Consider the following 24,061-nt stretch of genomic DNA (forward strand, 5'->3'; position numbering starts at 1 on the left):
GGACTCATCCGGTGTCCCCCGGGCTCGCGCCGGTGCGCGGCACCGGCAGCCGGTGCAGCAGCTCCCCGATGACGTCGGCGCCCTGGATCTTTCGCACCCACATCTCCGGGCGCAAGGTGATGCGGTGCGCGAGCGCCGCGGTGGCGAGCGCCTTGACGTCCTCGGGGATCACGTAGTCGCGGCCGAGCAGCAGCGCGCGGGCGCGGGCGAGCTGGACCAGATCGAGTTCGGCGCGCGGGCTGGCCCCGACCGCGACCTGCGGGTGGTGCCGCGTCGCGTTGGCCAGCGAGACCACGTAGTGCAGGACGTCTTCGTGCACGGTCACCTGCTCGACCGATTCCCGCATCGCCAGCAGGTCGTGCGCGTCCACGACCTGATTGACCGTCGGCTCGGCCGATCCGCGTTCGAGGCGCCGCCGCAGCATCGAGGTCTCGTCGCGTTCGGAGAGATACCGCAGTTCCAGCCGGATCGCGAATCGGTCGAGCTGCGCCTCGGGCAGCGGATACGTGCCCTCGTACTCGATCGGGTTGTCGGTGGCCAGCACGATGAAAGGCCGTGACAGCTGGTGTGTTTCGCCGTCGATGCTGACCTGTCGTTCGGCCATCGCCTCCAGCAGCGCCGCCTGGGTTTTCGGTGGCGTGCGATTGATCTCGTCGGCGAGCAACAGGTTGGTGAAGATCGGTCCGGGCCGGAACGCGAAGCGCCCCGACTGCATGTCGTAGATCGTCGACCCGAGCAGGTCCGCCGGCAGCAGGTCGGGGGTGAACTGCACACGGGTGAATTGCAGCCCCAGCGCGGCCGCAAAGGATCTCGCGATCAGCGTCTTGCCCAGGCCCGGCAGGTCCTCGATGAGGATGTGACCGCGCGCGAGAACGGCGGTCAGGATGAGCTTGAGCGCGGCGCGCTTGCCCACCACCACTCGTTCTATTTCGTCGAGGATCGCCTCGCAGTGTGCGGTCGTGGTTGCTGCCGGCAGCGTCATTTCTGGATCGCGCCCCCTGTCATACCTGCTCCAACTTTCGCAGAATCTCTTCCAGCGCCGCCCGGCCCGGCCCCGGCTGGCGGTCACCGTTGCGGATGACGTTGTTGGGGTTGACCCAGTCCCACAGCTCGACACCGAAGAGCATTCGGCCGGTCGCGTGGAAGGCGGCCGGATCTTTGGCTTGCCGTTGGCCCGTGGCGATTTCGTACCGTCGGGCCAGCATCGGGCGCAGATGCCGGTCCCAGTCGGCCCGGGTGGCCTCCGACCGGCGGATGGTCGTCTCGGTGGTGGAAAGCCAGCGGCGCAACGAATCCCCGAGGTCGTCGGCCTCGGGCTCGGTGCCGGCCTCGGGCGCGCGTCCCAGCGTGCGCCGCAGGCCGAGCAGTACCACGGCCAGCCCGATACCGGAGGCCGCCAACACGAGTCGGCGGTCATGCTGCGTCAGCGTCAGCAGTTCGATGGCGATGATGAGGCAAACTCCTAGGGTCGCGGTCTTTTTCATGCGACGCTCAGCGATCGGAGTTCGTCGAGGACCAATCGAAGCACGCGCACCGCCACGTCGCGGTGTCCCTCGTTCATCACGTGCGGACTGAACCGCGCCTCGGTGAACAGGTTCACCAGTTGTACGGCGTTATCGGCATGCAGGGCATGGCGTTCGACCGCACGGGCCAACACCTCGGACGGGGTATCGAAGTCCTGGGGGACGGCCCCGGGAACATGCGCGAGTTCGCGTTCCATCGCGGCGTAGCAGGCGATGATCGCCTCGCGCGGCTCGCGGCTGAGGTCCGTCATCTCCGCCAGCCCACGCTCGGCGGCCCGCGCCAGTGACCGCGGCGGCGCCGCGGCCGCCGGGGATTCGGCCGGCTCGTCGGCGATGCGGAGTGCGATCGGGTGCCGCCGTCGCCTCGCCGTGGCGACCGTTCCGGCGACGATCACGAACAACATCGCGGCCGTGCTGGCGAGCAGCACGCCGAGCATGCTCTGGGAACCGTCGCGCGGCCGGTGCTGCTGCTGCGGTGGTGGCGGCGAGCCGCCATGCCCCGACGGCGGCTGGCCGCCGGTCTCGGATGGGGAGGGAGCCGGGCCGATGCCGTGGGGCGCCAGGAGCCTGCTCAGCAGCATCACGATCAGCAGCCACGCGACGATCACCGCGAGGCCGATCAGCAACACCCGCCAGCTCGGTCGGCCCCTCCCGGTGCCCAGCATGTCGGACAGCGCCCCGGCGGACGGCGCGGGCGCACGGGGGTCTCGCAACCGCGCGACGACCGCGATCGCGACCAAGGCCAGCGTCGCCGCCAGGATGGCGACCACGAACACCATGGCCGCCCGGCCCCCCGACTCGCTGCGGGTCGCATGCTGCTGAGCCGGGAAATACCCGCGCAGGGCGGCCGCGACCACGAGTAGGAGAACGATCAGGGCCACGACCCGCCCTGTCGGCTTATTCATACCAGGCATGGGCACACCACTCAACCGGTTGCCTGCCGCCGTTGCGGCACTGGCTTTGCTCATACTTGCACGTCAGGCGGCCCTAGGGCCAGGACTGGCGTTCGATAGCGTCGGTGGCGTGGTCCGGGCTTCGCCGGAGTGCGATCGACCGCCCCGGCTCAGTCCAGCGCGAACGGCCGGAAACTGCCGTCGAGCACTTGTAGGTGCCCGATGGTGCGTCCGGTGACCTTGCCGGGGTCGACGAGCGCCAACTCCACTGCCGCGCGGGCGAATTCATCCGCGGACGCGGTGTCGTCGAAGTTGCGCGCGTAGTAGGAAAGCCCCGGTGTGAGGATGGGCTTGGACGGCGACAGCGCGTTGACCGCGATGTTGTGGTCGGTGAGATCGAATGCCGCGCATTGGGTTAGATGCTCGAGCGCCGCCTTGGACCCACCGTACCCGGGCAGCACACCGCCGCTGCGGTCGGCGTACGGGCCATCACCGGGCAGTCGCGACGCGACCGAGGTGATGTTGATGATCGACCCGCCGCCCGCCTCGATCATGTCGGGGCACACCAACTGCATCAGCTGGTAAGCCGCGAACACCGCGATGTCGAAATGCCGGCGATACGCGTGCAAGGGCGTACTGACGAACCCCGGCCAGCCGGGCTTGGCGGCGCCGCTCGGCGGTTTGGCGGGCTTGGGGCGCGGTTCGCCGCCGGGCGCCGGCGGGCGGCCGGGCGCGGTGAAGGCCGCATTGTTGACCAGAATCGCGATCGGGCCCAACGCATCTCGCGCCGAGTCCACCAGTCGGGCGATCTCGTCGCGGTCGGTCAGATCGGCGCGCACCGCGACGGCGCGTCCGCCCGCGGCCTCGATGTCGGCGACCGTCTCACCGATCGTTCCCGGCAGCCGGTCATCCCAGACCTCTTCGGTGCGCCCGCCGACCGCCACCGCCGCGCCCTCGGCGGCCAGCGCCAACGCGATCGCTCGACCGAGGCCGCGGCTGGCACCGGTGACGATCGCGGCGCGCCCGGCGAGCCGGCCCGTCATCGCCGCACGCCGTGCACGACGATGGCCGTGGTCTGCTCCACCCATGCGTCGTCGAGCTCTTCCTCCGGGCGCAGCAGCATCCGCAGCATCGTCGCTCCCCCAATCAACTCGATCAAGCGATCCGGATCCACGTCGGGATGGGCTTCGCCCCGGTCGACGGCCTCGCGCAGCCGCACCCGCACCGCGGCGAACAAGTCCACGAATCGCGACATCACCCGCGCGTTGAGCGCGGGATCGGCCGTCATGTCGGCCACCAGGCCGGGCAGCGCGGCGCGCACCACCGGGGTGGTGAACACGTCGCGGGCGGCCTCGATCATCATCCGCGTATCGGCGGCGATATCCCCGGCCGGCGCCTCCAGCGCGGTGGGGGCCACGGGGAAGGCCGCCTCATGCACCAGCTCGGCCTTGCTGGACCACCGCCGGTACAGCGCCGACTTCGTGGTGCCGGCGCGCTCGGCCACCGCGGCCAGACTGATGTTTGAATAGCCCGTTTGGACAAGCAGTTCCGCGGTCGCCGATAGGATGGCCGAGTCGATACGCGGATCGCGCGGGCGGCCGGCGCCGGGGGCCTTGTCAAGGCCGGACGGGTCTGCTTTCATAACGCTACCTACCGTATCGTAATTGCCGCGAAAAAGTCTCAAAGGATGGAGGCACTCCCCGTGGCCACTGAACCGGCAGTCGACAACGTCGACCGGCTGCAGCGCTCCAGCCGCGACGTCACCACGTTGCCGACGGTGATGTCGCGCTGGCTCTCCACCGTACTGCCCGACGGCGCAAAACCCGAGGTGACCGTCGAAAGCGGCGTGGATTCGACGGGCATGTCGTCGGAGACGATCATCTTGACCGTCCGCTGGCAGCAGGACGGGCAACCGACCGAGCAAAAGCTGGTGGCGCGGGTGGCGCCCACCGCCGAGGACGTGCAGGTCTTCCCGACCTACCGGCTCGACCACCAATTCGACGTCATCCGCAAGGTCGGCGAACTCACCGACGTGCCCGTGCCCCGGGTGCGGTGGCTGGAGAACACCGGTGACATCCTGGGCACACCGTTCTTCGTGATGGACTACGTCGACGGGGAGGTGCCGCCCGACGTCATGCCCTACACGTTCGGCGGCAACTGGTTCGCCGACGCGCCCGCCGAGCGGCAACGCGAACTGCAAGACGCCACCGTCGGCGTCTTGGCTTCGCTGCACTCGATTCCCGACGCGCGGAACACCTTTGGCTTCCTCACCGAGGGACAAATCGGGGACACCGCGCTGCGCAAGCACTTCAATTGGGTGCGGTCCTGGTATGACTTCGCCGTGCCCGACATCGGGCGATCGCCGCTTTTGGAACGCACCTTCGATTGGCTGGAGGCCAACTGGCCGACCGAAACGGCCGCCGCCGAGCCGGTGCTGCTGTGGGGCGACGCGCGCGTCGGCAACGTGTTGTACAAAGACTTCGCGCCGGTGGCGGTGCTGGACTGGGAAATGGTGACGCTGGGGCCGCGCGAGCTGGATGTGGCGTGGATGATATTCGCGCACATGGTCTTTCAAGAACTCGCCGGCCTGGCGACGCTGCCGGGGTTGCCGGAGGTGATGCGCGAGGACGACGTGCGCGCGACCTACGCGCGCCTGGCCGGCGTCGAAGTCGGCGACCTGCACTGGTTTTACGTGTACTCGGGCGTCATGTGGGCGTGCGTGTTCATGCGCACCGGCGCGCGGCGCGTGCACTTCGGCGAGACCGAAAAGCCCGACGATGTCGAATCGCTGTTCTACCACGCCGGATTGATGCGACGTTTGATCGGAGAGGACCAGTAATGCTCGGACCGCTCGACGAATACCCGGTACACCAGATCCCCCAGCCGATCGCGTGGCCGGGCTCCTCGGACCGCAACTTCTACGACCGCTCCTACTTCAACGCCCACGACCGCACCGGGAACATCTTCGTCATCAGCGGCATCGGCTACTACCCCAACCTCGGGGTCAAGGACGCGTTCCTGCTCGTCAGGCGCGGGGACACGCAGACCGCCGTGCACGTTTCGGACGCCATCGATCAGGACCGCCTCAACCAGCACGTCAACGGTTATCGGATCGAGGTCATCGAACCGCTGCACCGGCTGCGCATCGTGCTCGACGAAACGGAAGGCATCGCAGCCGATCTCACCTGGAAGGGGTTGTTCGACGTCGTCCAGGAGCAGCCGCACATCCTGCGTTCGGGCAACCGGGTGACGCTGGACGCCCAGCGTTTCGCGCAACTCGGCAGCTGGAGCGGCCACATCGTCGTCGACGGGGAGGAAATCACCGTCGACCCCAACACCTGGCTGGGCAGCCGCGACCGGTCCTGGGGCATCCGCCCGATCGGCGAGGCCGAGCCCGCCGGACGGCCCGCCGACCCGCCGTTCGAGGGCATGTGGTGGCTCTATGTGCCCATGGCCTTCGACGATTTCGCGATCGTCCTGATCATTCAGGAGGAGCCCAACGGGTTCCGTTCGCTCAACGACTGCACCCGGATCTGGCGCGACGGCCGCGTCGAGCAGCTCGGCTGGCCGCGGGTCAAGATCCACTACCGCTCGGGCACCCGCATCCCGACCGGCGCGACCATCGAGGCCACCTCCCCCGACGGCACCGAGGTCCACTTCGACGTGGAGTCCAAGCTGCCGGTCCCCATTCACGTCGGCGGCGGCTACGGCGGCGATTCCGACTGGATACACGGCATGTGGAAGGGCGAGAAGTTCGCCGAGCGGCTGACCTACGACATGACGGACCCGGCGATCGTCGCGCGCGCGGGGTTCGGCGTGATCGACCATGTCGGCCGGGCGCTGTGCCGCGACGGCGACAAGCCACCGGTGGAGGGCTGGGGCCTCTACGAGCACGGCGCGCTGGGCCGCCACGACCCGTCGGGATTCAAGGACTGGCTGACGGTCGCGCCGTAACCGGTCCGCGCTTCACGATTTCGCCCTGCAACTCGCAGAAATGCGGTTCACTAGACCGCGTGTCACAGCCGCCCCGGATCGTCGACGTCGTCGTGGTCGGAGCGGGCTTTGCCGGGCTGGCCGCCGCGCGCGAGCTGAACCGGCAGGGCCACGACGTGGTGGTCTTCGAGGGCCGCGACCGGGTCGGTGGGCGGTCGCTGACCGGCAGCGTCGCCGGATTGCCGGCCGATCTGGGCGGCACTTTCGTCGGGCCGACCCAAGACGCCGTGCTGGCGATGGCGGCCGAACTCGACGTTCCCACCACGCCCACGCACCACGACGGCAAGAACCTGATCCACTGGCGCGACTGGACGCACGCGTATCGCGGCACCATTCCCAAGCTGTCCCTGACCGGGCTGCTGGACATCGGCCGGCTGCGCTGGCAGTTCGACCGGATCGCCCGCGGCGTCCCGCTGGCGGCCCCGTGGGACGCCCGCCGGGCGCGCGAACTCGACGGCCTGTCGCTCGGCGGCTGGCTGCGCTCGGTGCGGGCAACCGCCTCGTCGCGCGACCTGCTGGCGATCGTGGCGCGGGTGACCTGGGGGTGCGAGCCCGACGACGTGTCGATGCTGCACGCCGCCCGCTACGCGCACGCGGCCGGCGGCCTGGACCGACTGCTCGACGTCGAGGACGGCGCCCAACAGGACCGCTTTCCCGGCGGCACGCAACAGATCGCCGAAGCCGCGGCCGCCGAACTGGACACGCGGGTGGTGCTGGGCGCACCGGTGCGGCGCATCGAACGCCACGGTGCGGGCGTGACCGTGACGACCGATGTCGGCGAGACCGAGGCCGGCTTCGTCATCGTCGCGATCCCGCCGGCCCATCGCGCCTCGATCGAGTTCACTCCCCCGTTGCCCGCCGAGTACGAGCAGCTCGCCCGGCATTGGCCGCAGGGCCGGCTCAGCAAGGCGTACGCGGCCTATTCCACGCCGTTTTGGCGGGCCAACGGCTTTTCCGGGCAGGCGCTGTCCGACCGGGGCCCCGTTTTCATCACGTTCGACGTCAGCCCGCACCCGGACGGTCCGGGCATCCTCATGGGTTTCGTCGACGCCCGCGCCTTCGACTCACTGCCCGGCGACCAGCGCCGTCGCGACGTGTTACGTTGCTTTGCAACGCTTTTCGGTGACGACGCACTCAAACCGCTCGACTACGTCGATCATCGTTGGGGCGCAGAGGAATTCGCGCCGGGCGGCCCGACCGCGGCGGTGCCGCCGGGGTCGTGGACGCGGTTCGGGCGGTGGCTGCGCGAACCGGTCGGCCCGATCCACTGGGCGGGCACCGAGACCGCCGACGAATGGACCGGGTTCCTCGACGGGGCGATCAGGTCCGGCCAGCGTGCGGCCGCCGAGATCACCGCGCTGCTATGAGCTGATCCGGCTGGTCGCCGATTGGTGGATCGCCGCTTCGGCCAGCGTGCGCAGCTGGCGGCTCACCTCGCGCGGGTGCTCGAGCATCGAGCAGTGCCCACCGGGCAGCTCCACCAGACCGATCAGATTGGGCACGTCGCGTGCGATCCGGCGGGACTGGCTGATCGGTGTCAGCCGGTCGCGTTCGCTGCCGATGACCAGCGTCGGCACCGTCAGCCCGCTCAGGTCGAGATAGCGGGACCCCATCGACGTGACCAGCGCCCGCGCGCAGCCGGCCCGGCCCCGCGGCGACGTGTTCTCGAAGAGCTCGTAGACGAGGCGGGCGATGCTCGGGTCGGCGTCGCGCCCGGTCGCCAGCATCGCGACCACATAACGGCTCGGGATGCGGGCCGCACCCGGGACGGGAAACCCACCAAAGACGCCGATGAGGGCCTGCCCGGCGAGCACCCGCGCCGGCGACAACCCGTGGGGCACCGCGAGAAGTTGCACGTTGCGAATCAGGTCGCCGCTCGTGGTGTTGATCAGCGCGACGGCGTCGGCGCGCCGCGGAACCTTGTGCCGGTAGCGCTCCGACCACGCGGCGATCGTGATGCCGCCCATCGAGTGGCCGGCCACCACCGCCCGTTCATGCGGCGCCAGCGTCGCGTCTAGCACCGAATCCAGATCGGACGCAAGGTGTTTGAGGCTGTACGCCTTGGCCCGCGGTACGCCGCTGCGGCCGTGCCCGCGATGGTCGAACGCGATCACCCGGTAGTCGCCGGCCAGGTCGACGATCTGGTAGGCCCACGCGCGGATCGCGCACGTGATGCCGTGCGTCAAGACGATCGGATAACCGTCAGCAGGCCCGAACACCTCCGCGTGCAGCCAGGTGCCGTCGGCCGCGCGGACCGGCAGGGTCTCGCTCGGTGGCAGCCGTTCGGGGAACGGGTCAAAGGCGCGTACCGCCCGTCGAGCACTCATGCGCCGCTCCCCCCTCGAACACGGCCCCGTCGCCGCAGCTAAGGATGAGACGATTTTATCCCGACATTCGGTATGGGTTTGGGAAATCCGGCTCTTCGGGTACCACATCGCGCTGACCGACGTACGGACGTGGATCCGCCCGGCTCCGGCCACCGCGACCGGCGCGGTGGTCGGTGGGCGCTATGCCGCGAAGCAACTGCTGCACCGGGTGAGCGGTTGATCGCGCGGCCGTCACGCCGGGGTCTGCTGGCGCAGCGTGGTGTGGGGGCTTTGCCCGTAGGTCTGCCGGTACAGCACCGCGAACCGCCCGGTGTGCGCGAACCCCCACCGCTGGGCGATTTCGGTGACGGTCGAGGTGCCCGCCGACGCCGCGATCAGCTCTAGATGGGCGCGGCGCAGCCGGACACGGCGCATGTACTCGGTGGGTGTGGTGTCGAGTTGGCGGCGGAACAGGTACTGGACCGCCCGGGGGGTCAGATGCACCGCGGCCGCGACATCGTTGATGCCGATGTCCTCGGTGGTGTGACGGTGGATGAAAGACACCGCCTCCTTGAGCGTTTCGGGCAGCGTGCCGTCGCCGCCCGGATCCTGCTCGGTCAGATTGGATGGATAACACTCGAGCAGCGCGCCGGCCAACAGGTTGGCCATGCCCGCGGCGATCATCGGTTGCTGGGCGGTGTCGGCACACGCCAACGTCGTCAACACGTAGTCGAGCGCGCGATGCCAGGCCCGCACGGCGGCACGCGAACGTGGTCGCCACTTCAAGAACTGGGTCCGTTGCGACAGCGCCGTGTGCCATTCGGCGGCGACCGCGTGCAGCACCTCCGCCGCGAGGACAACCACATCGAAACGTGCCCCGTTGCAGTGCAATACACACGACATGCCGTGCGCGACGAGGATGGGGAAGTCCGCGGTCGCCGAGGGGCCGCCCGCGACGCTCAACGATCCCGCGCGCGGCTGTATGACGACAACGGTGTCGCCCGCCGGGATCTCGAGCGTCAATCGACCCTGGATCGCCACCTCGTCCACCGTCATCGATCCGGTGTCCCGGCGCCGATGCGACACCGCGCAGTGTCCGGTGAAGCCGGAGAGCCGCCAGCCCGGCCGATAGGCGGCGGCGAAAAGCCGGCGCGCAGCCCGCGCATCGATGCCGCGAAACTGCTTGTATTCCACCGCGACTGGCTGAACCCCGTGCTCGTGCTCACCTCCGAGCTCGGGACGTGCGGGGCGGTACTCGGCCCGGGTCTCCTCGCCCGCGGAACCCAGGAGCCCCCCAGAGGGCAAACTGGCGGTCGCGCGGGTCGCGGTGGTCATGGCCGGCTCGGAGGAAAGACCGGGGGCAGCCTCGTCATTGCATCACCGTGCCGCCGTCGAGGACAGATCTGTGGATGCCCGGCCCTGCGCGCCCAGGCTCTGGTAGACATTCAGCGCGTCGAGCGCGATTCGCTCCCATGCGAAGCGTGACTGTGCGCGGCTGCGTCCGGCCGCGCCCATGCTTTCGCACTGAAAGCGCTGGGCGAGAAGCCGTCTCAGCGCGGCTGCCAGGCCGACGGGATTCTCCGGGGGCAGTATGACGCCGGTGATGTCGTCGAGGACGACGTCGGCGAGGGCGCCCACCGTCGCGGCGACCACCACCACGCCACTGGCCATGGCCTGCAACGCGGTCGAGGGGCGCAACGGTTCGCGAGGGGTGCACACCATGACATCGGCGGACCGGACCCACATCGGCATTTCGTTGCCGGGGATCGTGCCCGCGAAGCGGACGCGGTCGGCAACCCCGAATTCCTTGGCGAGATACTGCAGCTGGGCCCGCGCGTCGTCGTGCGCGGGGTTGGTCGCCTCGGTTTCCGCAATGACCAACTCCGCTCCGGGGACGCGGTACAGCGCGCTGATCGCAATGTCAAAACCGTTATGCTGCAGGGGGTTCGGCGCTATGCAGAGAACACGCTGCAGCCCGTCACGGGCAATTGCGGGACCGGCCGGGGTGTATCGCTCGGAATCCACCCCGCAGGTCAACGCGGACACCCGCGCCCGGCTGCGGCGCAGTTGGGCCAGGAGGTCGACGTCGGCGCTGCTCTCGCCGGTCGCCCAGGCGGCGCCGCGCGCCAGCAACGGCTCGATGCGCCGGCGTTCGCTCCCATTCCCCGCGTGGGCGCCTGATGCCGTGGCGAGGCCCAAGAACGTCTGCACTACCGGGACACGCTGACGTCGTGCGGCCAGCTGGGCGGCCAACCCGCCCAGCCACCCGTACGCGTGCACGACGTCGGGTTGTTCCTTCGACCAGACCCGCTCGAGTCTGGCCGCCCAGTCCCCGACGTAGGGCAGCACGTCGGTGGCGGAGGCCGCGGCGCGCGGACCGACGGGAACCGACACGCTGCGGCAGGCACCGGCCCTGGCACGCCGCCGGCCGTTTTGCCGCAGGCAGACCACCGCATCGTGCCCCTGGGTGGTCAGCGCGGCGCCCAGCTGCTCGGGGTCCTCCCCGACCACGTCATCGCCGCTGACGATTGCGATCTTCACTCGCGGTTCCCTCCGCGCACGTCATCCATCCACCCCGACATCACCTGGGCATACCACCCTGGGGCGTCCGCGAAACGAACAAGATCACCGCTTCGTTTGGTGGCCGGGAATTCGGTTGATGGACCACACGTGTGCTGGCGTGGACTGCTAGCCCAGAACCTCCATCAGCAGCAGGGCGCCGCCGACCGTGCCGATGTTCGAACGAAACGGCGTGCAGGTGACCCGCACCCGAGCGGGGCGCCCGCGCCGGTTGACCGCGTCCACCACGACTTCCCCGGAGGTGTCGGGGTCGACGAAGGCGTTCCCGATCAACGGCAGCACGCCGTCGAGCGGCAGGCCGATGTCGAGGGCGGTCAGCCGCGACCCGAGCGTCTCGTCGGCGCGGAGCCCCCACAGGTCTTCGCAGCCGCGGTTCCACAGAACGATCTTCATTTCGCGGTCCACCACCACCATGCCGCTCTGGATCGAGTCGACCAGGGAATCCTGGAAGCTCTTCGCCTCGTCCAGTTCCAGGCTGCGTTCGCGCAGCATGTCGTTGATGGTTTGCAGTTCGTCGTTGGTGGACTGCAGCTCCTCGTTCATCGTCTCGAGTTCTTCGTTGGTGGACTGCAGTTCCTCGTTGGTGGTCTCGAGTTCCTCGACCGTGGATTGCAGTTCCTCGTGACGTCGAAGAAGACGATCGACACGCCGAGCAGACCGTTCTCGGCGTCGACGAGCGGATTCACGTGGATCTCGAACCACACCGTCTCGGTGCCCGGCCGCTGCCATTTGACGTCCTGGATCCGCGCGGGACGGCGCTCCACCTTGGCCTGCTCCACGTAGGCGCGTAGCTCCACCGGACGATAGGAGACCTCGAGATCACGCAGCAGCCGGCCGATGTCGCGCGCCGAGAGGCCGAACAGGGTTTCGGCCTGCTGGTTGATCATGGCGACGGTGTCCTCGCCGGTCACCACGATCTGGGCCACCGGGCTGGCGCGGAAGGCCAGGTCGCGCACGGTCGCCAGGCCCGGTAGCTCCGCGTGACGTTCGTAGAACGCCCCGCCCGGCTCGTAGCGATCCGCGCCGACATGGGTCCCGGCCGCCTTGCGGAAGATTCGGTGGTTCAGGCTCACCGGCGTGAATCGGTCACCATGACTGAGGAGCATCTCGGCGTGCCCGAGAAACAGCGTGCCCTGGGGCATGAGCGCAAAGTGTAGACGCCCCAACACATTCGCTGCGTCTCCGCGTTGAGATACATCAACGCGTTGCGGCACACCAGAGGGTCGACCCGTGATATCGGCGCATCCGTGACCAGGTCATTGCGGCCGAAGATCACCGCCCGGCGCAGGTCTTTGCGAAAGACGTAGCGGCCGTTGACCTGCTCGAAGTAGCGCCCGAGCATTTCCGGCGGCACGGACTCGACCGCCTTGGCGTCGTAGGACGCCCCGCGCTCCTCGCCGAGTGCATCTTCGTCGACATCCGTGGCATAGATTTTGACCCGCTGGCGAAACTCCTCGGCTCCCAGCGCCTCGGCCAGCATCATGGCCAGCGTGTAGGCCTCCTGGCCCGACGCGCATCCGGCGCTCCACACCCGGATCGGGTCGTCGGGTCCCCGCTCGGCCAGCAGCCGCGGGATGACCTCGGCGCCCACGTAGTCCCAGGCCTCCGCGTCGCGGAAGAACGACGTGACGTTGATCAGGATGGTGTTGAAGAGCGCGGTGAATTCGTCCGAGCTGGCCTGCAGAAAGTCAAGGTATTCCTCGAACGAGGTGTAACCCGCCTGGTCCATCCGGCGACGGACGCGGCGCATCAGTGAGGTGCGCTTGTAGCCCGTGAAGTCGAAGCCCCGCGAATCGCGCATATAGCGCAACAGGGCCTCGAAAGCCTCGTCAGTGGCGGATTCCAATGCAAGTCCCGTCCGACAACGGTTCGACGAAGGACTTGAACACTACTCGCGAAATCAGAGGCGGTTTTCCCGACCGACCAATGCCCAGACCGTCTTGCCCGACAGCGTGGGGGTGGCCCCCCACCGCCGAGACACGGCGGACACGATCGCCAGACCCGAGACGATGTGGGCGCCGCGGTCGGCATCTTCGTGCCGGGCCGGCAACTGCGGGCTGTTGTCCTCGACCGCTACGGAGACGATGTCTTGGTAGCTCTCGACGATCAGCACCGGAACGCTCTCGGTGTGGTCGAGGACGTTTTCGACGAAGACGGTGGCCACGGTGGCCGCGACCGCGATCACCTCGCGAATGTCCCAGTTGGTAAGCCAATCGGCAACCACGGTGCGGGCGAGATCGATGCTGGCGCTGGATCGCGACAGCTCGGTGCGGGCCCGCCGCCGGACCTTGACCGACTGCCCGTGCACCGCCTCCAGCGCGAGCTTGCGATCCGGATGCATCGGCACATATCGGGTGACCCCGGCCCTGGTGATCGCGCGGCGCACCACCGGTTGTTCGCACACCAGCAGGATCGGGACGTCCGGCCACACGCTGACGTGCCAGCGAGCGCTGGTGAACACCGTCCACGCCGAGGCTGACGGCGCATGCAGCCCGTTGATGTCGACGATCACCGCGCGCGGCGCGGCGATCGCGGCCTTGATCACGGCGTCGCGGATCGTTCGATAGGTGGAGCTGTCCAGCACTCCCTGCACCGTCAGGATGGCGGCATCCTCAACGGGTTCCAGCGCGATCCGCGGAGCGGGGCTGCGACCGGTCATCCGGCGTCACCCGGCTGTCGGGCGGCGCCGGACAGCCGGTCGCTGAGCACGTGCAGCGCGCGTTCGGTTTCCTCGGCGATCGCCGCGTAGCGGCGGACGAGCAGTCCCGGCCCGGCCCTGTCGGCCATGTCCCTTGCGAGCCGGGCCTTTTCCCGCAGGCTGCGCACCGCGATCCACAGCGCCCCCTCGAGCTCGTTGTCCCGCGCGCCGAGCAAGGCTTCGGCCGTCCAGGCGTGGCCGACCTGGCAGCGGAAGTTGCCCTCACTGATGGAAACCAGCGAACCGTTGCAATCGGGGCAGGTGTAGCCGGACGGCGACCCCAGTTTTTCCGTGTCGAAGTCGGTCGCGAACCGCGACCTCATGGCGATGCGGTTCTCGAGCTCCATCGCGGCGTCGCACTCCATGGCAAAACCCTCTATCTCTCGGTGCGACAGCTCTTTGAGGACGGCTCCGATGTCGGCCGCGTCGGCCTGCCGATCCACCACGCCGGCCTCGGCGGCGTTGACGGGCATCGCGGGGAACAATGCGTCCTCGGGTGACTGGCCGATGGCGGTGCCGCCTCGGGCACGGATGGCTCCCATTCCCAGCACGGAGTCGTCGAGCACGCCGGACAGCAGCACGCCGATCGCGCGGGGCCCGAATGCTACGGCGACCGATCGGAACAACGCATTGATAGCCGGCCGATGCCCGTTCTCGGTGGGCCCCTGGGACAGCAGGACGTGATGGTCGGAGACGAGCAGGTGGCGATCGGAGGCCCTGGAGGTCGCCCTCGAGGTCGCCACCGTCCGCCGCCACAATCACCACTTCCGTCTACCCCGATCGATGGTAGGCAACCGTCGACGCGATGGACAGGGCCGGATTCGGGCCGTTTTACACCGGTTTCGCTGTGGTACCCCACACCGTTGAGCGGCCCATCACAGCAAATCAGTCCCGATTCCACATCAGGCAGAGAGGGAGGCCATGGCCACCGACCAGAATCCCAAGCAGCGCGACCTGGAATCCGCACGGTTCCGCCGCGACACGGGATACCTGACGACCCAGCAGGGCGTGCGCGTCGACCACACCGACGATTCGCTGTCGGTCGGTGAGCGGGGACCGACGCTGCTGGAGGACTTTCACGCCCGGGAGAAGATCACCCACTTCGACCACGAGCGCATCCCGGAGCGCGTGGTGCACGCGCGGGGCGCCGGCGCCTACGGCTATTTCGAACCGTACGACGACTCGTTGTCGCAATACACCGCGGCGAGATTCTTGACCACTCCAGGCTTGCAGACCCCGGTGTTCGTGCGATTCTCCACGGTGGCCGGCTCGCGGGGTTCGGCCGACACCGTGCGCGACGTGCGCGGCTTCGCCACCAAGTTCTACACCGAACAAGGCAATTACGACCTGGTGGGCAACAACTTCCCGGTGTTCTTCATCCAGGACGGCATCAAGTTCCCCGATTTCGTGCACGCGGTGAAACCGGAGCCGCACAACGAGATTCCGCAGGCGCAGTCGGCCCACGACACGCTCTGGGACTTCGTGGCGCTGCAGCCCGAGACGCTGCACACCATCATGTGGCTGATGTCGGACCGGGCATTGCCGCGTAGCTACCGGATGATGCAGGGCTTCGGCGTGCACACCTTCCGGTTGGTAAACGACCGCGGCGAGGGCACTTTCGTGAAATTCCACTGGAAGCCGCGGCTCGGCGTGCACTCACTGATCTGGGACGAATGCCAAAAGATCGCCGGCAAAGACCCCGATTACAACCGCCGCGACCTGTGGGAGGCCATCGAGTCGGGCCAGTACCCGGAGTGGGAGCTCGGCGTCCAGCTCGTTCCCGAGGAGGACGAGTTCAGCTTCGATTTCGATCTTCTCGACGCGACGAAAATCATTCCCGAGGAACAGGTTCCGGTGCGCCCGGTTGGCAAGATGGTGTTGAACCGCAACCCGGACAACTTCTTCGCCGAGACCGAGCAGGTCGCGTTCCACACGGCGAACGTGGTGCCCGGCATCGACTTCACCAATGATCCGCTGCTGCAATTCCGCAACTTCTCCTACCTGGACACCCAACTGATCCGGCTGGGCGGCCCCAACTTCGCCCAGCTGCCGATCAATCGGCCGGTGGCCGAGGTCCGGACCAACCAGCACGACGGCTACGGACAGCACGCGATTCCGCAGGGCCGCTCCAGCTACTACAAGAACACCATCGGCGGCGGCTGCCCAGCGCTGGCCGACGAGAACGTGTTCCGGCACTACACCCAGCGGCTCGACGGGCAGACCATGCGTAAGCGGGCCGAGTCCTTCGAGAATCACTACAGCCAGGCGCGGATGTTCTGGATGAGCATGACGCGCGTGGAGGCCGAACACATCGTCGCCGCGTTCGCTTTCGAGCTCGGCAAGGTGGAGACGCCCGAGATCCGTTCGGCGGTGGTGGCACAGCTCGCGCGGGTCGACGGCGAATTGGCCGCCCAGGTGGCCGCGAAGCTGGGGCTTCCCGCGCCGCCCGAGGAGCAGGTCGACACGGTGACCGCCTCACCGGCGCTGTCACAGGTCACCGATGCCGGCGACACCATCGAATCGCGCAAGGTCGCCGTGCTGGCCGCCAACGGCGTCGATGTTGTGGGGACACAGCGCTTTATCGAGCTGATGGGACAGCGCGGGGCCGTGGTCGAGGTGTTGGCGCCGGTGGCCGGCGGCACACTGGAGGGCGGATCCGGCGGCGAACTGCCCGTCGACCGGTCCTTCACGACGATGGCGTCGGTGCTCTACGACGCAGTCGTGGTGGCGTGCGGGCCGCGGTCGATCGCGACGCTGTCCAACGACGGGTATGCGGTGCACTTCGTGACCGAGGCCTACAAGCACCTCAAGCCCATCGGGGCGTACGGCGCCGGCGTCGACCTGCTGCGCACCGCCGGTATCACCAACCGCCTCGCCGAGGACACCGACGTGCTCAACGACCAGTCCGTCATCACCACCAAGGCCGCCGCCGACGAGTTGCCCGATCGCTTCGTCGAGGAATTCGCCGGCGCGCTCGCTCAACACCGTTGCTGGCAACGGCGCACCGACCCGGTTCCGGCCTAGCGCCGGTGTTTTCCCCGCGGCCGGGGCGGGCATAACTGAAAAGGTGTCTCATCGTGGACAGGAGGATGGATCATGCCGCGTTCGTCGATCAAGAACGAGAAGCTGTACCAGGATCTGCGCAAGAAGGGCGACTCCAAGGAGAAGGCCGCGCGGATTTCGAATGCGGCCGCCGGCCGGGGCAAGTCCTCGGTGGGCCGCAAGGGCGGCAAGTCCGGGTCTTACCAGGACTGGACCGTTCCGGAACTGAAGAAGCGGGCCAAAGAGCTTGGCATGTCAGGCTATTCGAGCCTGACCAAGGACAAGCTGGTGGCCAAGCTGCGTAATCACTGACGCGACAGGCCGAGCCGGTCGGCCAGCACCAAGAAGGCGACCGCGTAATCGTTTTCGGCGGTCTCCGCCTCGATGCGCTGCCAGTCCAGGCGTTCACGCACCGCGCGCACGGCCGGCAACAACCGGCCGAAGTCGCAGTGATGCTCCCCCAGGGAGCGCAACTGCTGGACGAGCACCATGGTCGGGGGCAGCACCGGCATGCCGATCGCCAGGACCTCCTGCTGTTCGGCCTGATCCAGCGTCGCGGCGTCGACGGGCACGCCGTTGATGCGATGCAGGACGTCGACGAGCGTGTCGCCGGTGCGGGCCTTGAACAACCAATCCTCCGGGGGACGTTCGATGGCGAAGCCCGCATTGGTCAGGGTGGCCACCGCCGTCTCCACGTCGGCCTCGGCCACCACGAGGTCCACGTCGTGGCTGGGTTCCGGTGCGCCGTAAGCCCATAACGCATAGCTGCCGGCCAGGGCGAAGCGCGGCCCATGTTCCTTGAGCGCCGAGGCGGCGCCTCTCAGCGCCTCCCGCAACCGCGAGGCGCAGCTGGTTGCGTCGGCATGTGCGTCGAGGGGTTCCATGGTGCATTAGGTGATACCCCGCGGGCCGGACCGGCAACCTGACGACGGGCGGTCGTAAGGCCGTTTAACTTGCGCGCAACGGGGAAATCGTCCGTTATGTCAACCGCGGTGCCACGTTCATACGATGCTGCGGCCGTCGTGATTTCGGCCCCCTCCCCCGACCCCATCAGGCGAGGGGGAACGCTCCCGGTGGGCGGCCCGGCGTGACGGCGGGGCTGGTCGAGCACTGGCTCGAGTCCGGACGGCTCGAGCTTCCCCTGCCCGCGTCGGGACGCACGGCCGAACGCTGGCAGCGGCTGGCGCGGCTGGCCGAGGACAACATCGTCGCGGCCAGGATCGCCGAGTCGCACGTGGATGCGGTCGCGATCCTGCACGAGTTGGGCGGCAAGCCCCCCGACCCCGGTCAGCTGTGGGGCGTGTGGGCCGCCGAAGCGCCGGACACGGCGTTGACGGCAACCGACACCGACGGCGCGTTCACCCTGAACGGCACCAGGGTCTGGTGCGCGGGCGCCGGGTTCTGCACGCATGCGCTGGTGACGGCGCGGCTCGAGGACGGGACCCAAGGCCTGTTCGCGGTGACCGTGACCGACCCCGCCGTCAAGGCCCTGCCCAGCACCTGGTGGAACGCGGGGATGGCCGGCAGCGACACCAGGCCGGTCCAGTTCACCAACGCCCAGGCCGTCGCCGTGGGTGACCCCGGGGCCTACCTGAATCGACCGGGCTTCTGGCACGGCGCAATCGGTGTCGCCGCCTGTTGGCTCGGCGGTGCACGCAGGGTCGCCGACCCGCTATACCGCTGCGCCGCAAGCCGATCCGCCGACGCGTACTCGCTGGCGCACCTGGGCGCGGTGGACGCCGCGCTGGCCGCCAGTGACGCGATGCTGGCCGAGGCCGCGGCGCAGGTCGACGCGGATCCGTTCGACCGATCCGGAACCGCGCAACTGCTGGCCCGCCGCGTCCGCACGGTCGTGGAACACGCTGTCGACGAAGCGATTACGCGCACCGGGCGGGCCCTGGGCCCCGGCCCGCTGTGCCAGGACGGACGGCACGCTCAACGGGTCGCCGACCTGAGCATCTACATCCGGCAGAGCCATGCGGAGCGGGACCTGGCCGAACTCGGGCAGCTGGCGGGCAGACAGGCGATGAGGGCGCCGTGAAAACCGTGCCGGCGGGCAACTGCGCGTTCGCGGCCGATCCGCTGACCCACGGCGGCACACCGGTGCCGTTGTGGCTGGCCGCTTTTGCCGAAAGTCCCCTGCCGACACTGGATCTGGCGGAGTGCCGACGGCTGATCGTCGTAGCCCCGCATCCCGACGACGAAACCCTCGGCCTGGGCGCGATGGCCACGCAGCTGACCGCGCTGGGGGTTGACGTTCAGGTGGTCTCGGTCAGCGACGGCGGGGCTGCCCAGCCCGATGTGTCGGTCACGGACCGACTTCGTATGGCAACCATCCGCAGATACGAATTGGGCCGGGCGGCCAGCCTTTTGAATGTCCCCAGCCCGATCTCGCTGGGTTTTCCCGACGGTGAGCTGACCGATCACGAGGACACGCTGGCCGACACGCTGGCGGAGATCCTCGACGGTGGCGGCCCGGCGACCTGGTGCGCGGCGACGTGGCGGGGCGACGGGCATCCCGATCACGAAGCCGCCGGGCGCGCTGCCTCCGCGGCGTGCGCCCGCACCGGCACGACACTGCTGGAATATCCGGTGCTGATGTGGCATTGGGCGCGCGTCGCCGACCCTGCGGTGCCGTGGGACCGGGCCTATTCGGTGCCGTCACCGAGTTGGGCGATGTGCCGCAAACGCCGCGCGGCGCAATGCTATCGGAGCCAACTCGAGCCCGCCGGCGGGGAATCCTCGCCCACCTTGCCGGGTTTCGTGCTTGCGCGGCTGCTCGCGGTGGGCGCCGCGATGGGGGAACTCGTATTCCGGTGACCCCCGCGCCGACCCGCGACGAAATGCCGCGGTGAGTGCCCAGGCGGCAAAGTGGGTAGGTGAAAACCTATGCGCGTGGCGACCTTCAACATCCTGCACGGCCGCACGATCGGGGACGGTGTCGACGTTGCGCGCCTGCGTGATTGCGTGCGCCGTCTCGATCCGGACGTGCTCAGCCTGCAGGAGGTCGACTGCGATCAGCCACGCTCCGAGCGGGCCGACCTGACCGCCGCGGCGGCCGAGGCCATGGGCGCGGTCGAGCACCGGTTCGTGGCGGCGATTTCCGGTACCCCGGGCGCGACCTGGATGGCCGCCACCGGCCGGGAACAACCCGGGACAGCCGCGTACGGAATCGCCCTGCTGTCCCGATACCCCGTGGCCAGTTGGCAGGTGTTGCGACTGCCCCGCATCCCGATGCGGTTTCCGATGTACCTGCCCGGCCCCAACCGGGTGATGATCGTCGACGAGGAGCCGCGGGCGGCGGTCATCGCGCAGCTGCGCACCCCGATGGGCGGGCTGACGGTGGCCAACACGCATTTGTCCTTCGTTCCGGGCTGGAACAGGCGCCAGCTGCTGCGGGTGATTCATGACCTGCGCGGCTTCCCCGGTCCACGGCTGCTGACCGGCGACCTGAACATGACGCCGAAAACCGTTGGCCGCTGGTCGGGTATGCGGGCCTTGGCCACCGCCGAAACGTTTCCCGCCGATAACCCCAACCGCCAGCTCGATCACATCTTGACCGACGATCCCCGGCTGTGCGGCGGAGCGGTCGACGCCAGCCCCATGCCGATTTCCGATCACCGACCGCTGGTGGTCGACCTCCAGCGAGTCTGAGCCCGCGGCGTCAGCACGGGCGATCGCCGGCCGATTTCATGGCACCCAGGACACGCTCGATGTCGTACGTCGACGGCGCCTCGCCGGTGACCCTGATGATCTCCACTCCGACGTCGGCGCTGTCGACCGGGTGACGCTGGGGCGCAACAAGTTTGCGGGCGATGGCCATGACCTCGTCGTCGGCCACCCGTCGCGGCAACAACGCCAGCAGCGGTGCGTACCCCGTGGCCGGCGCGAGCGGCGGGCAGCCCGCACGCAGAAACGCGACAACCCTGGACACCCGAGCTTGAAGGTTCATGTTCCACCTCGCTCATCCACCGCCCGCCCGCTCCAGCGGGACACGGCAGGGATAACCGGGCGCGGCGGTTTGAAACCGGGCCCGGACACGACCCCTCGAGCAAGCGGCTTACTGGTTTTTCTTCTGGCGCTCTTCGGCCGCGTCCGCGCCGGCCCGCGCCGACTCGGCTTCGGCTTCCTTCTTGCCCGCGTCGCGTTGGGCGTCGGCTTTGTCTTGCTGGGCCCGGCCCTCGTCGGCAAGGTCGTCACGGCCGAGCACGGCCCCGCCGACCTCCTTGGCCTTGCCCTTCACGCCCTCGACGGCGCCCTGCACCGCTTCCTGCGGCCCGCTCTTCTGGTCCCCCATGGGTCGACCTCCCTCTCGGTGGTGAGTGAGCTTGCGCTCGATGGCACCTAGGGCGTTCCCGCCGCACGCCTCGCCAAACGCCCCGCCGTCGCATCCACGCCCCACGTATCGGAGCGTCGATCGGTCGGTTTGAACGGGCTTTTACCGGGTAGTAGTACTAGCCGGCGGCGCGAAGGGGGGTGAAGGCGGTGACCACCATCGCCGTGATAGGGGCCACCGGCACGGCCGGGTCCCGCGTTGTCGCCCGGCTGAGGTCGCGCGACGTCGCGGTGGTCGAGATCTCACGCGAGCAGGGCGTCGATGTGTTCAGCGGGTTGGACCTGTGCGAGGCGCTCCAGGGGGTGGACGTCGCGATCGACGTGTCCGATCCGGTGCCGCCCGAGCCGTCCGACATCGGTCAATCTCTGGCCACCGCCTCGCACAACATCGTGGGCGCCTGTGCCATCCAGGAGGTGCACCGCCTGGTGGTGCCGACGATCGCGGGCATCGACGACCCGGAATTCGACGGCATCCCCTACTACGAAGGCAAACGGGCGGCGAAGAACATCGTGCTCGACGGCCCGGTGCCGACCACGATCGTGAAGTCCACCCAGTGGTATGAATGCGCCACCCACTGCGATGCGGTGAGCTGCGACGGTGACGAGGTGATCGTCGAGGACTGGCTGATTCAGCCGATCGCCGCCGACACCGTCGCCGACGTGCTCGTCGAGGCGGCGCTGGGACAGTCGCACACCCCGCGCACCATCACCGGCCCGCACCCCATTCGCCTGCCCGAACTGACATCGAAACTGCTTGCCCAGCAAGGCGATGGCCGGCAGGTGCGGACCGTGCGGCCCGCGGTGGCCGCGCTCGCCAACGGGGCGCTGTTGGCGTCCGGGCACGCGGTGGTCGTCGGTCCCGACGTCGACACGTGGCTGCGGACATTGGCGCCGAGCACCGACGGGCACCATGCGGCCGACGGCGAAAAACCCGGCGGGGCTTAGCTCACAGCAGCAGCGCACAACTGACGACGATCATCCCGCCGGTGACGAACGCGGCGTAGTCGTTGATGCTCCCGGTGTGGACGCGCCGCAGCCACCCCAGCGATCGCGCAACGCCGTCGCGCCGCAGCGCCAGCACCAGCAGCGCCACCCCGAGGATCAGCTCGATGGCGATGGTTCCCAACGTCTTGGGTTCGAAATAGCCAAATCCCACGCCGGGGTTCGGCAGCGTGACCGCCGACCCCAGGGCGCCCGCCGCATATCCGGCCGGGTCGAGCAGCCCGGCGGTAGCAGGGCCGGCGACGTGCGCGACGAACGGGCCGGCCAGCACGCCGAAGCCCAGGCAGCACGCGCTCAACATGATCAGGCTGGCCTTCATGCCCGGCCGGATCGGCTCCAAATGGGCGTATGCCCGGTTCCGGCGGCGGTAGAAGCCCAGGTATGCGGCGCGCCCCAGGGCGGCGACGGTCAGGACCTGCGCCAGCAGCGCACAGCCCAGCACGGCGGGCCGGTCGGACAAACCCTTGTGTATCAAGCCAAGTGAGGCATAGCCGTTCAGCGGCGGCAGGCCGGCGATCGACAACACCCCGACCGTGAACGCCGCGGTCAGCAGCGGACGCCGACGCGCCAGCCCGCCCATCTCGGAGAGCTTGGTCAGCCCGGTGGCGTGCACCACCGCGCCGGCGCACAGGAATAGCAGCGCCTTGAACAGTCCGTGGTTGACAAGGTGATAGACCGCACCCGCGACGCCGTCCGCGGTCCTGCTCGCGAATCCCGTTGTCAGGACTCCGGTTTGGGCGACGGTGTCCCAGGCCAGCAATCGCTTGAGGTCGTCTTGCAGCAACGCCATCGCCGCGCCGACCAGCGCCGAGGCCAGGCCGAGTCCGGTCAGCAGCGCCGGCAGCGACGGCAGGTTCACGAATACCTGCAGCCTGAGGCGGGCCAGCGCCACCACCCCGAGGTCGACCATCAGCGCCGAGAACAGCGCCGACACGGCGCCCGGGACGGGGGTGTGAGTGTCGGGCAGCCAGGCATGGAACGGCACCAGGCCGGCCTTGGTCGCGAAGCCCGCCACCAGAAACGCGACCGCGAGCAGCGTCGCCCTGGTGGCACCGGTGGCGACGGCGCCGTGCAGTTGCCCGAAGTTCAGCGCCCCGGTCGCCGAGTAGAGCATCGCGCTGCCGATGAAAACCGAGAAGCCGGCGATGCTGGTGAGGACCAGGTTTTTGAAGGCGGCCTCCACCGCGATGGGGCGTTCCAGAAAGAAACCGGTCAGGCCGTAGCTGGCCAGCGCGGCCACCTCGAACCAGACGAACAGATTGACCGTGTCGGCGGTGAGCGCGGCCCCGATCAGCGCGGCCAACAGCAGCTGCACCAGGCAGGCCAGGCCACCCAGCTCTCGGCGGCCGAGGTCTCCGAGTTCGGAAAGCGCGCTGACCACCAACACGATGCCCACCCCGGCGGCCAGCGTGGCGAAGGTGAGCCCGAAAGGGTCTGCCACCAAGGCGATTCCGAGCGACGCGCCCCGCACCGGGTGTTCGTTGGACAGGAAGTGCGTCAACAGATGACCGGTACCGGCGAACACGCGCGCGGCGACGCCCAGCAGCACCGCCAGCGATGCGCTCAACGCGGTCACCGCCACCCACAGCGGCGCCCGCGGCGCCCGCCGGGCGGCCAGCGGGGCCAGCACCGCGCCGATCAGCGGGAGCACCACTGGCAACGGGAGCAGCTGCGCGGGCGTCGGCACCG

Annotated in this window: 22 protein-coding genes and 2 pseudogenes; 9 read left to right on the forward strand and 15 right to left on the reverse strand. The window is 68.9% G+C overall.

What is annotated here, in order from left to right:
• Window positions 1-4: 4 nt before the first annotated feature.
• From OCQ_RS19585 to OCQ_RS19605, 5 genes are all read right to left on the reverse strand, one after another.
• The gene (locus OCQ_RS19585) at window positions 5-982 is read right to left on the reverse strand and encodes an AAA family ATPase (protein ID WP_014385578.1); all 978 of its coding nucleotides are present in this window, start codon (window positions 980-982) and stop codon (window positions 5-7) included.
• A 19-nt stretch (window positions 983-1,001) separates the two neighbouring features.
• Window positions 1,002-1,484: a hypothetical protein gene (locus OCQ_RS19590; protein ID WP_014383104.1), complete on the reverse strand. Its 483-nt coding sequence runs from the start codon at window positions 1,482-1,484 to the stop codon at window positions 1,002-1,004.
• Window positions 1,481-2,428, reverse strand: coding sequence for a DUF4129 domain-containing protein (locus tag OCQ_RS19595; RefSeq protein WP_041785156.1), 948 nt, complete (start codon window positions 2,426-2,428; stop codon window positions 1,481-1,483). The genes OCQ_RS19590 and OCQ_RS19595 overlap by 4 nt, the downstream gene beginning before the upstream one ends.
• 158 nt (window positions 2,429-2,586) lie before the next feature.
• The gene (locus OCQ_RS19600) at window positions 2,587-3,459 is read right to left on the reverse strand and encodes an SDR family NAD(P)-dependent oxidoreductase (protein ID WP_014385580.1); all 873 of its coding nucleotides are present in this window, start codon (window positions 3,457-3,459) and stop codon (window positions 2,587-2,589) included.
• Window positions 3,456-4,058 carry a TetR/AcrR family transcriptional regulator gene (locus OCQ_RS19605; protein ID WP_008259472.1) on the reverse strand — a complete coding sequence of 201 codons (603 nt, stop codon included), beginning with the start codon at window positions 4,056-4,058 and terminating at the stop codon, window positions 3,456-3,458. Before OCQ_RS19605 ends, OCQ_RS19600 begins: the two co-directional genes overlap by 4 nt.
• Window positions 4,059-4,118: 60 nt before the next feature.
• Here OCQ_RS19605 and OCQ_RS19610 point away from each other — a divergent pair, with 60 nt between their 5' ends.
• The 3 genes from OCQ_RS19610 to OCQ_RS19620 are packed head-to-tail and all read left to right on the forward strand — an operon-like array spanning window position 4,119 to window position 7,776.
• A complete protein-coding gene (locus OCQ_RS19610) occupies window positions 4,119-5,255 on the forward strand; it encodes a phosphotransferase family protein (RefSeq protein ID WP_014385581.1) in 1,137 nt (378 codons plus the stop codon).
• Window positions 5,255-6,370 carry a hypothetical protein gene (locus OCQ_RS19615; protein WP_014385582.1) on the forward strand — a complete coding sequence of 372 codons (1,116 nt, stop codon included), beginning with the start codon at window positions 5,255-5,257 and terminating at the stop codon, window positions 6,368-6,370. The genes OCQ_RS19610 and OCQ_RS19615 overlap by 1 nt, the downstream gene beginning before the upstream one ends.
• A gap of 59 nt (window positions 6,371-6,429) precedes the next feature.
• Window positions 6,430-7,776, forward strand: a complete 1,347-nt coding sequence (locus OCQ_RS19620) for a flavin monoamine oxidase family protein (RefSeq protein ID WP_014385583.1) — start codon at window positions 6,430-6,432, stop codon at window positions 7,774-7,776.
• On the opposite strand, the gene OCQ_RS19625 is transcribed toward OCQ_RS19620, so the two are convergent.
• The 6 genes and pseudogenes from OCQ_RS19625 to OCQ_RS19650 all read right to left on the reverse strand — a co-directional run.
• A complete protein-coding gene (locus OCQ_RS19625) occupies window positions 7,771-8,736 on the reverse strand; it encodes an alpha/beta fold hydrolase (RefSeq protein ID WP_014380859.1) in 966 nt (321 codons plus the stop codon). The two genes, OCQ_RS19620 and OCQ_RS19625, sit on opposite strands and share 6 nt — an antisense overlap.
• A gap of 231 nt (window positions 8,737-8,967) precedes the next feature.
• Window positions 8,968-10,050 carry a helix-turn-helix domain-containing protein gene (locus tag OCQ_RS19630; protein WP_014712180.1) on the reverse strand — a complete coding sequence of 361 codons (1,083 nt, stop codon included), beginning with the start codon at window positions 10,048-10,050 and terminating at the stop codon, window positions 8,968-8,970.
• Between the two features lie 42 nt (window positions 10,051-10,092).
• Complete coding sequence (locus OCQ_RS19635; RefSeq protein ID WP_014385586.1) at window positions 10,093-11,256, reverse strand: glycosyltransferase; 1,164 nt, start codon at window positions 11,254-11,256, stop codon at window positions 10,093-10,095.
• A 147-nt stretch (window positions 11,257-11,403) separates the two neighbouring features.
• A pseudogene (locus tag OCQ_RS19640) lies at window positions 11,404-13,096 on the reverse strand (CheR family methyltransferase).
• Between the two features lie 99 nt (window positions 13,097-13,195).
• Complete coding sequence (locus tag OCQ_RS19645; protein WP_014385590.1) at window positions 13,196-13,954, reverse strand: STAS domain-containing protein; 759 nt, start codon at window positions 13,952-13,954, stop codon at window positions 13,196-13,198.
• Window positions 13,951-14,703, reverse strand: a pseudogene (locus OCQ_RS19650) (chemotaxis protein CheB); the annotation flags it as partial. The pseudogene OCQ_RS19650 and the gene OCQ_RS19645, both read right to left, overlap by 4 nt.
• Window positions 14,704-14,914: 211 nt before the next feature.
• On the opposite strand from OCQ_RS19650, the gene OCQ_RS19655 reads away from it, so the two are divergent.
• A complete protein-coding gene (locus OCQ_RS19655) occupies window positions 14,915-17,017 on the forward strand; it encodes a catalase (protein WP_014385592.1) in 2,103 nt (700 codons plus the stop codon).
• A gap of 72 nt (window positions 17,018-17,089) precedes the next feature.
• Complete coding sequence (locus tag OCQ_RS19660; RefSeq protein WP_008259505.1) at window positions 17,090-17,347, forward strand: DUF7218 family protein; 258 nt, start codon at window positions 17,090-17,092, stop codon at window positions 17,345-17,347.
• Here OCQ_RS19660 and OCQ_RS19665 read toward each other — a convergent pair.
• Window positions 17,341-17,919, reverse strand: coding sequence for a nucleotidyltransferase family protein (locus OCQ_RS19665; RefSeq protein WP_009957454.1), 579 nt, complete (start codon window positions 17,917-17,919; stop codon window positions 17,341-17,343). The genes OCQ_RS19660 and OCQ_RS19665 overlap by 7 nt on opposite strands.
• Before the next feature lie 203 nt (window positions 17,920-18,122).
• Between OCQ_RS19665 and OCQ_RS19670 the strand changes: the two genes are divergently transcribed.
• The 3 genes from OCQ_RS19670 (at window position 18,123) to OCQ_RS19680 (ending at window position 20,689) form a co-directional block, all read left to right on the forward strand.
• Window positions 18,123-19,076 (forward strand): acyl-CoA dehydrogenase family protein, encoded by a 954-nt coding sequence (locus OCQ_RS19670; RefSeq protein WP_014380864.1) that lies wholly within the window; start codon window positions 18,123-18,125, stop codon window positions 19,074-19,076.
• The gene (locus OCQ_RS19675; protein ID WP_014385593.1) at window positions 19,073-19,855 is read left to right on the forward strand and encodes a PIG-L deacetylase family protein; all 783 of its coding nucleotides are present in this window, start codon (window positions 19,073-19,075) and stop codon (window positions 19,853-19,855) included. The genes OCQ_RS19670 and OCQ_RS19675 overlap by 4 nt, the downstream gene beginning before the upstream one ends.
• Window positions 19,856-19,924: 69 nt before the next feature.
• Entirely contained in the window at window positions 19,925-20,689 is a 765-nt protein-coding gene (locus tag OCQ_RS19680; RefSeq protein WP_014385594.1) for an endonuclease/exonuclease/phosphatase family protein, read from the forward strand.
• A gap of 10 nt (window positions 20,690-20,699) precedes the next feature.
• Here OCQ_RS19680 and OCQ_RS19685 read toward each other — a convergent pair whose 3' ends face one another.
• Both OCQ_RS19685 and mbp1 read right to left on the reverse strand, forming a co-directional pair.
• Window positions 20,700-20,987 (reverse strand): DUF3349 domain-containing protein, encoded by a 288-nt coding sequence (locus tag OCQ_RS19685; RefSeq protein WP_041785158.1) that lies wholly within the window; start codon window positions 20,985-20,987, stop codon window positions 20,700-20,702.
• 108 nt (window positions 20,988-21,095) lie between these two features.
• A complete protein-coding gene (mbp1, locus tag OCQ_RS19690) occupies window positions 21,096-21,332 on the reverse strand; it encodes a microaggregate-binding protein 1 (RefSeq protein ID WP_008259513.1) in 237 nt (78 codons plus the stop codon).
• A gap of 179 nt (window positions 21,333-21,511) precedes the next feature.
• On the opposite strand from mbp1, the gene OCQ_RS19695 reads away from it, so the two are divergent.
• On the forward strand, window positions 21,512-22,315 hold the full coding sequence (locus OCQ_RS19695) for an SDR family oxidoreductase (protein WP_009957448.1): 804 nt from the start codon (window positions 21,512-21,514) through the stop codon (window positions 22,313-22,315).
• A gap of 1 nt (window position 22,316) precedes the next feature.
• Here the strand turns inward: OCQ_RS19695 and OCQ_RS19700 are convergent, their stop codons facing one another.
• Window positions 22,317-24,059, reverse strand: coding sequence for a complex I subunit 5 family protein (locus OCQ_RS19700; RefSeq protein WP_041785160.1), 1,743 nt, complete (start codon window positions 24,057-24,059; stop codon window positions 22,317-22,319).
• Window positions 24,060-24,061 lie beyond the last annotated feature (2 nt).

The sequence above is a fragment of the Mycobacterium paraintracellulare genome (assembly GCF_000276825.1).
In the GTDB taxonomy this organism is placed as follows: domain Bacteria; phylum Actinomycetota; class Actinomycetes; order Mycobacteriales; family Mycobacteriaceae; genus Mycobacterium; species Mycobacterium intracellulare.

What these genes read in the sequence shown, in the direction of transcription:
- OCQ_RS19600 (WP_014385580.1), bottom strand. Translation starts at nt 3,459, where the DNA reads ATGACGGGCCGGCTCGCCGGGCGCGCCGCGATCGTCACCGGTGCCAGC.
- OCQ_RS19680 (WP_014385594.1), top strand. Translation starts at nt 19,925, where the DNA reads ATGCGCGTGGCGACCTTCAACATCCTGCACGGCCGCACGATCGGGGAC.
- OCQ_RS19605 (WP_008259472.1), bottom strand. Translation starts at nt 4,058, where the DNA reads ATGAAAGCAGACCCGTCCGGCCTTGACAAGGCCCCCGGCGCCGGCCGC.
- OCQ_RS19685 (WP_041785158.1), bottom strand. Translation starts at nt 20,987, where the DNA reads ATGAACCTTCAAGCTCGGGTGTCCAGGGTTGTCGCGTTTCTGCGTGCG.
- OCQ_RS19655 (WP_014385592.1), top strand. Translation starts at nt 14,915, where the DNA reads ATGGCCACCGACCAGAATCCCAAGCAGCGCGACCTGGAATCCGCACGG.
- OCQ_RS19665 (WP_009957454.1), bottom strand. Translation starts at nt 17,919, where the DNA reads ATGGAACCCCTCGACGCACATGCCGACGCAACCAGCTGCGCCTCGCGG.
- OCQ_RS19590 (WP_014383104.1), bottom strand. Translation starts at nt 1,484, where the DNA reads ATGAAAAAGACCGCGACCCTAGGAGTTTGCCTCATCATCGCCATCGAA.
- OCQ_RS19645 (WP_014385590.1), bottom strand. Translation starts at nt 13,954, where the DNA reads ATGACCGGTCGCAGCCCCGCTCCGCGGATCGCGCTGGAACCCGTTGAG.
- OCQ_RS19615 (WP_014385582.1), top strand. Translation starts at nt 5,255, where the DNA reads ATGCTCGGACCGCTCGACGAATACCCGGTACACCAGATCCCCCAGCCG.
- mbp1 (WP_008259513.1), bottom strand. Translation starts at nt 21,332, where the DNA reads ATGGGGGACCAGAAGAGCGGGCCGCAGGAAGCGGTGCAGGGCGCCGTC.
- OCQ_RS19595 (WP_041785156.1), bottom strand. Translation starts at nt 2,428, where the DNA reads ATGAATAAGCCGACAGGGCGGGTCGTGGCCCTGATCGTTCTCCTACTC.
- OCQ_RS19625 (WP_014380859.1), bottom strand. Translation starts at nt 8,736, where the DNA reads ATGAGTGCTCGACGGGCGGTACGCGCCTTTGACCCGTTCCCCGAACGG.
- OCQ_RS19660 (WP_008259505.1), top strand. Translation starts at nt 17,090, where the DNA reads ATGCCGCGTTCGTCGATCAAGAACGAGAAGCTGTACCAGGATCTGCGC.
- OCQ_RS19630 (WP_014712180.1), bottom strand. Translation starts at nt 10,050, where the DNA reads ATGACCACCGCGACCCGCGCGACCGCCAGTTTGCCCTCTGGGGGGCTC.
- OCQ_RS19585 (WP_014385578.1), bottom strand. Translation starts at nt 982, where the DNA reads ATGACGCTGCCGGCAGCAACCACGACCGCACACTGCGAGGCGATCCTC.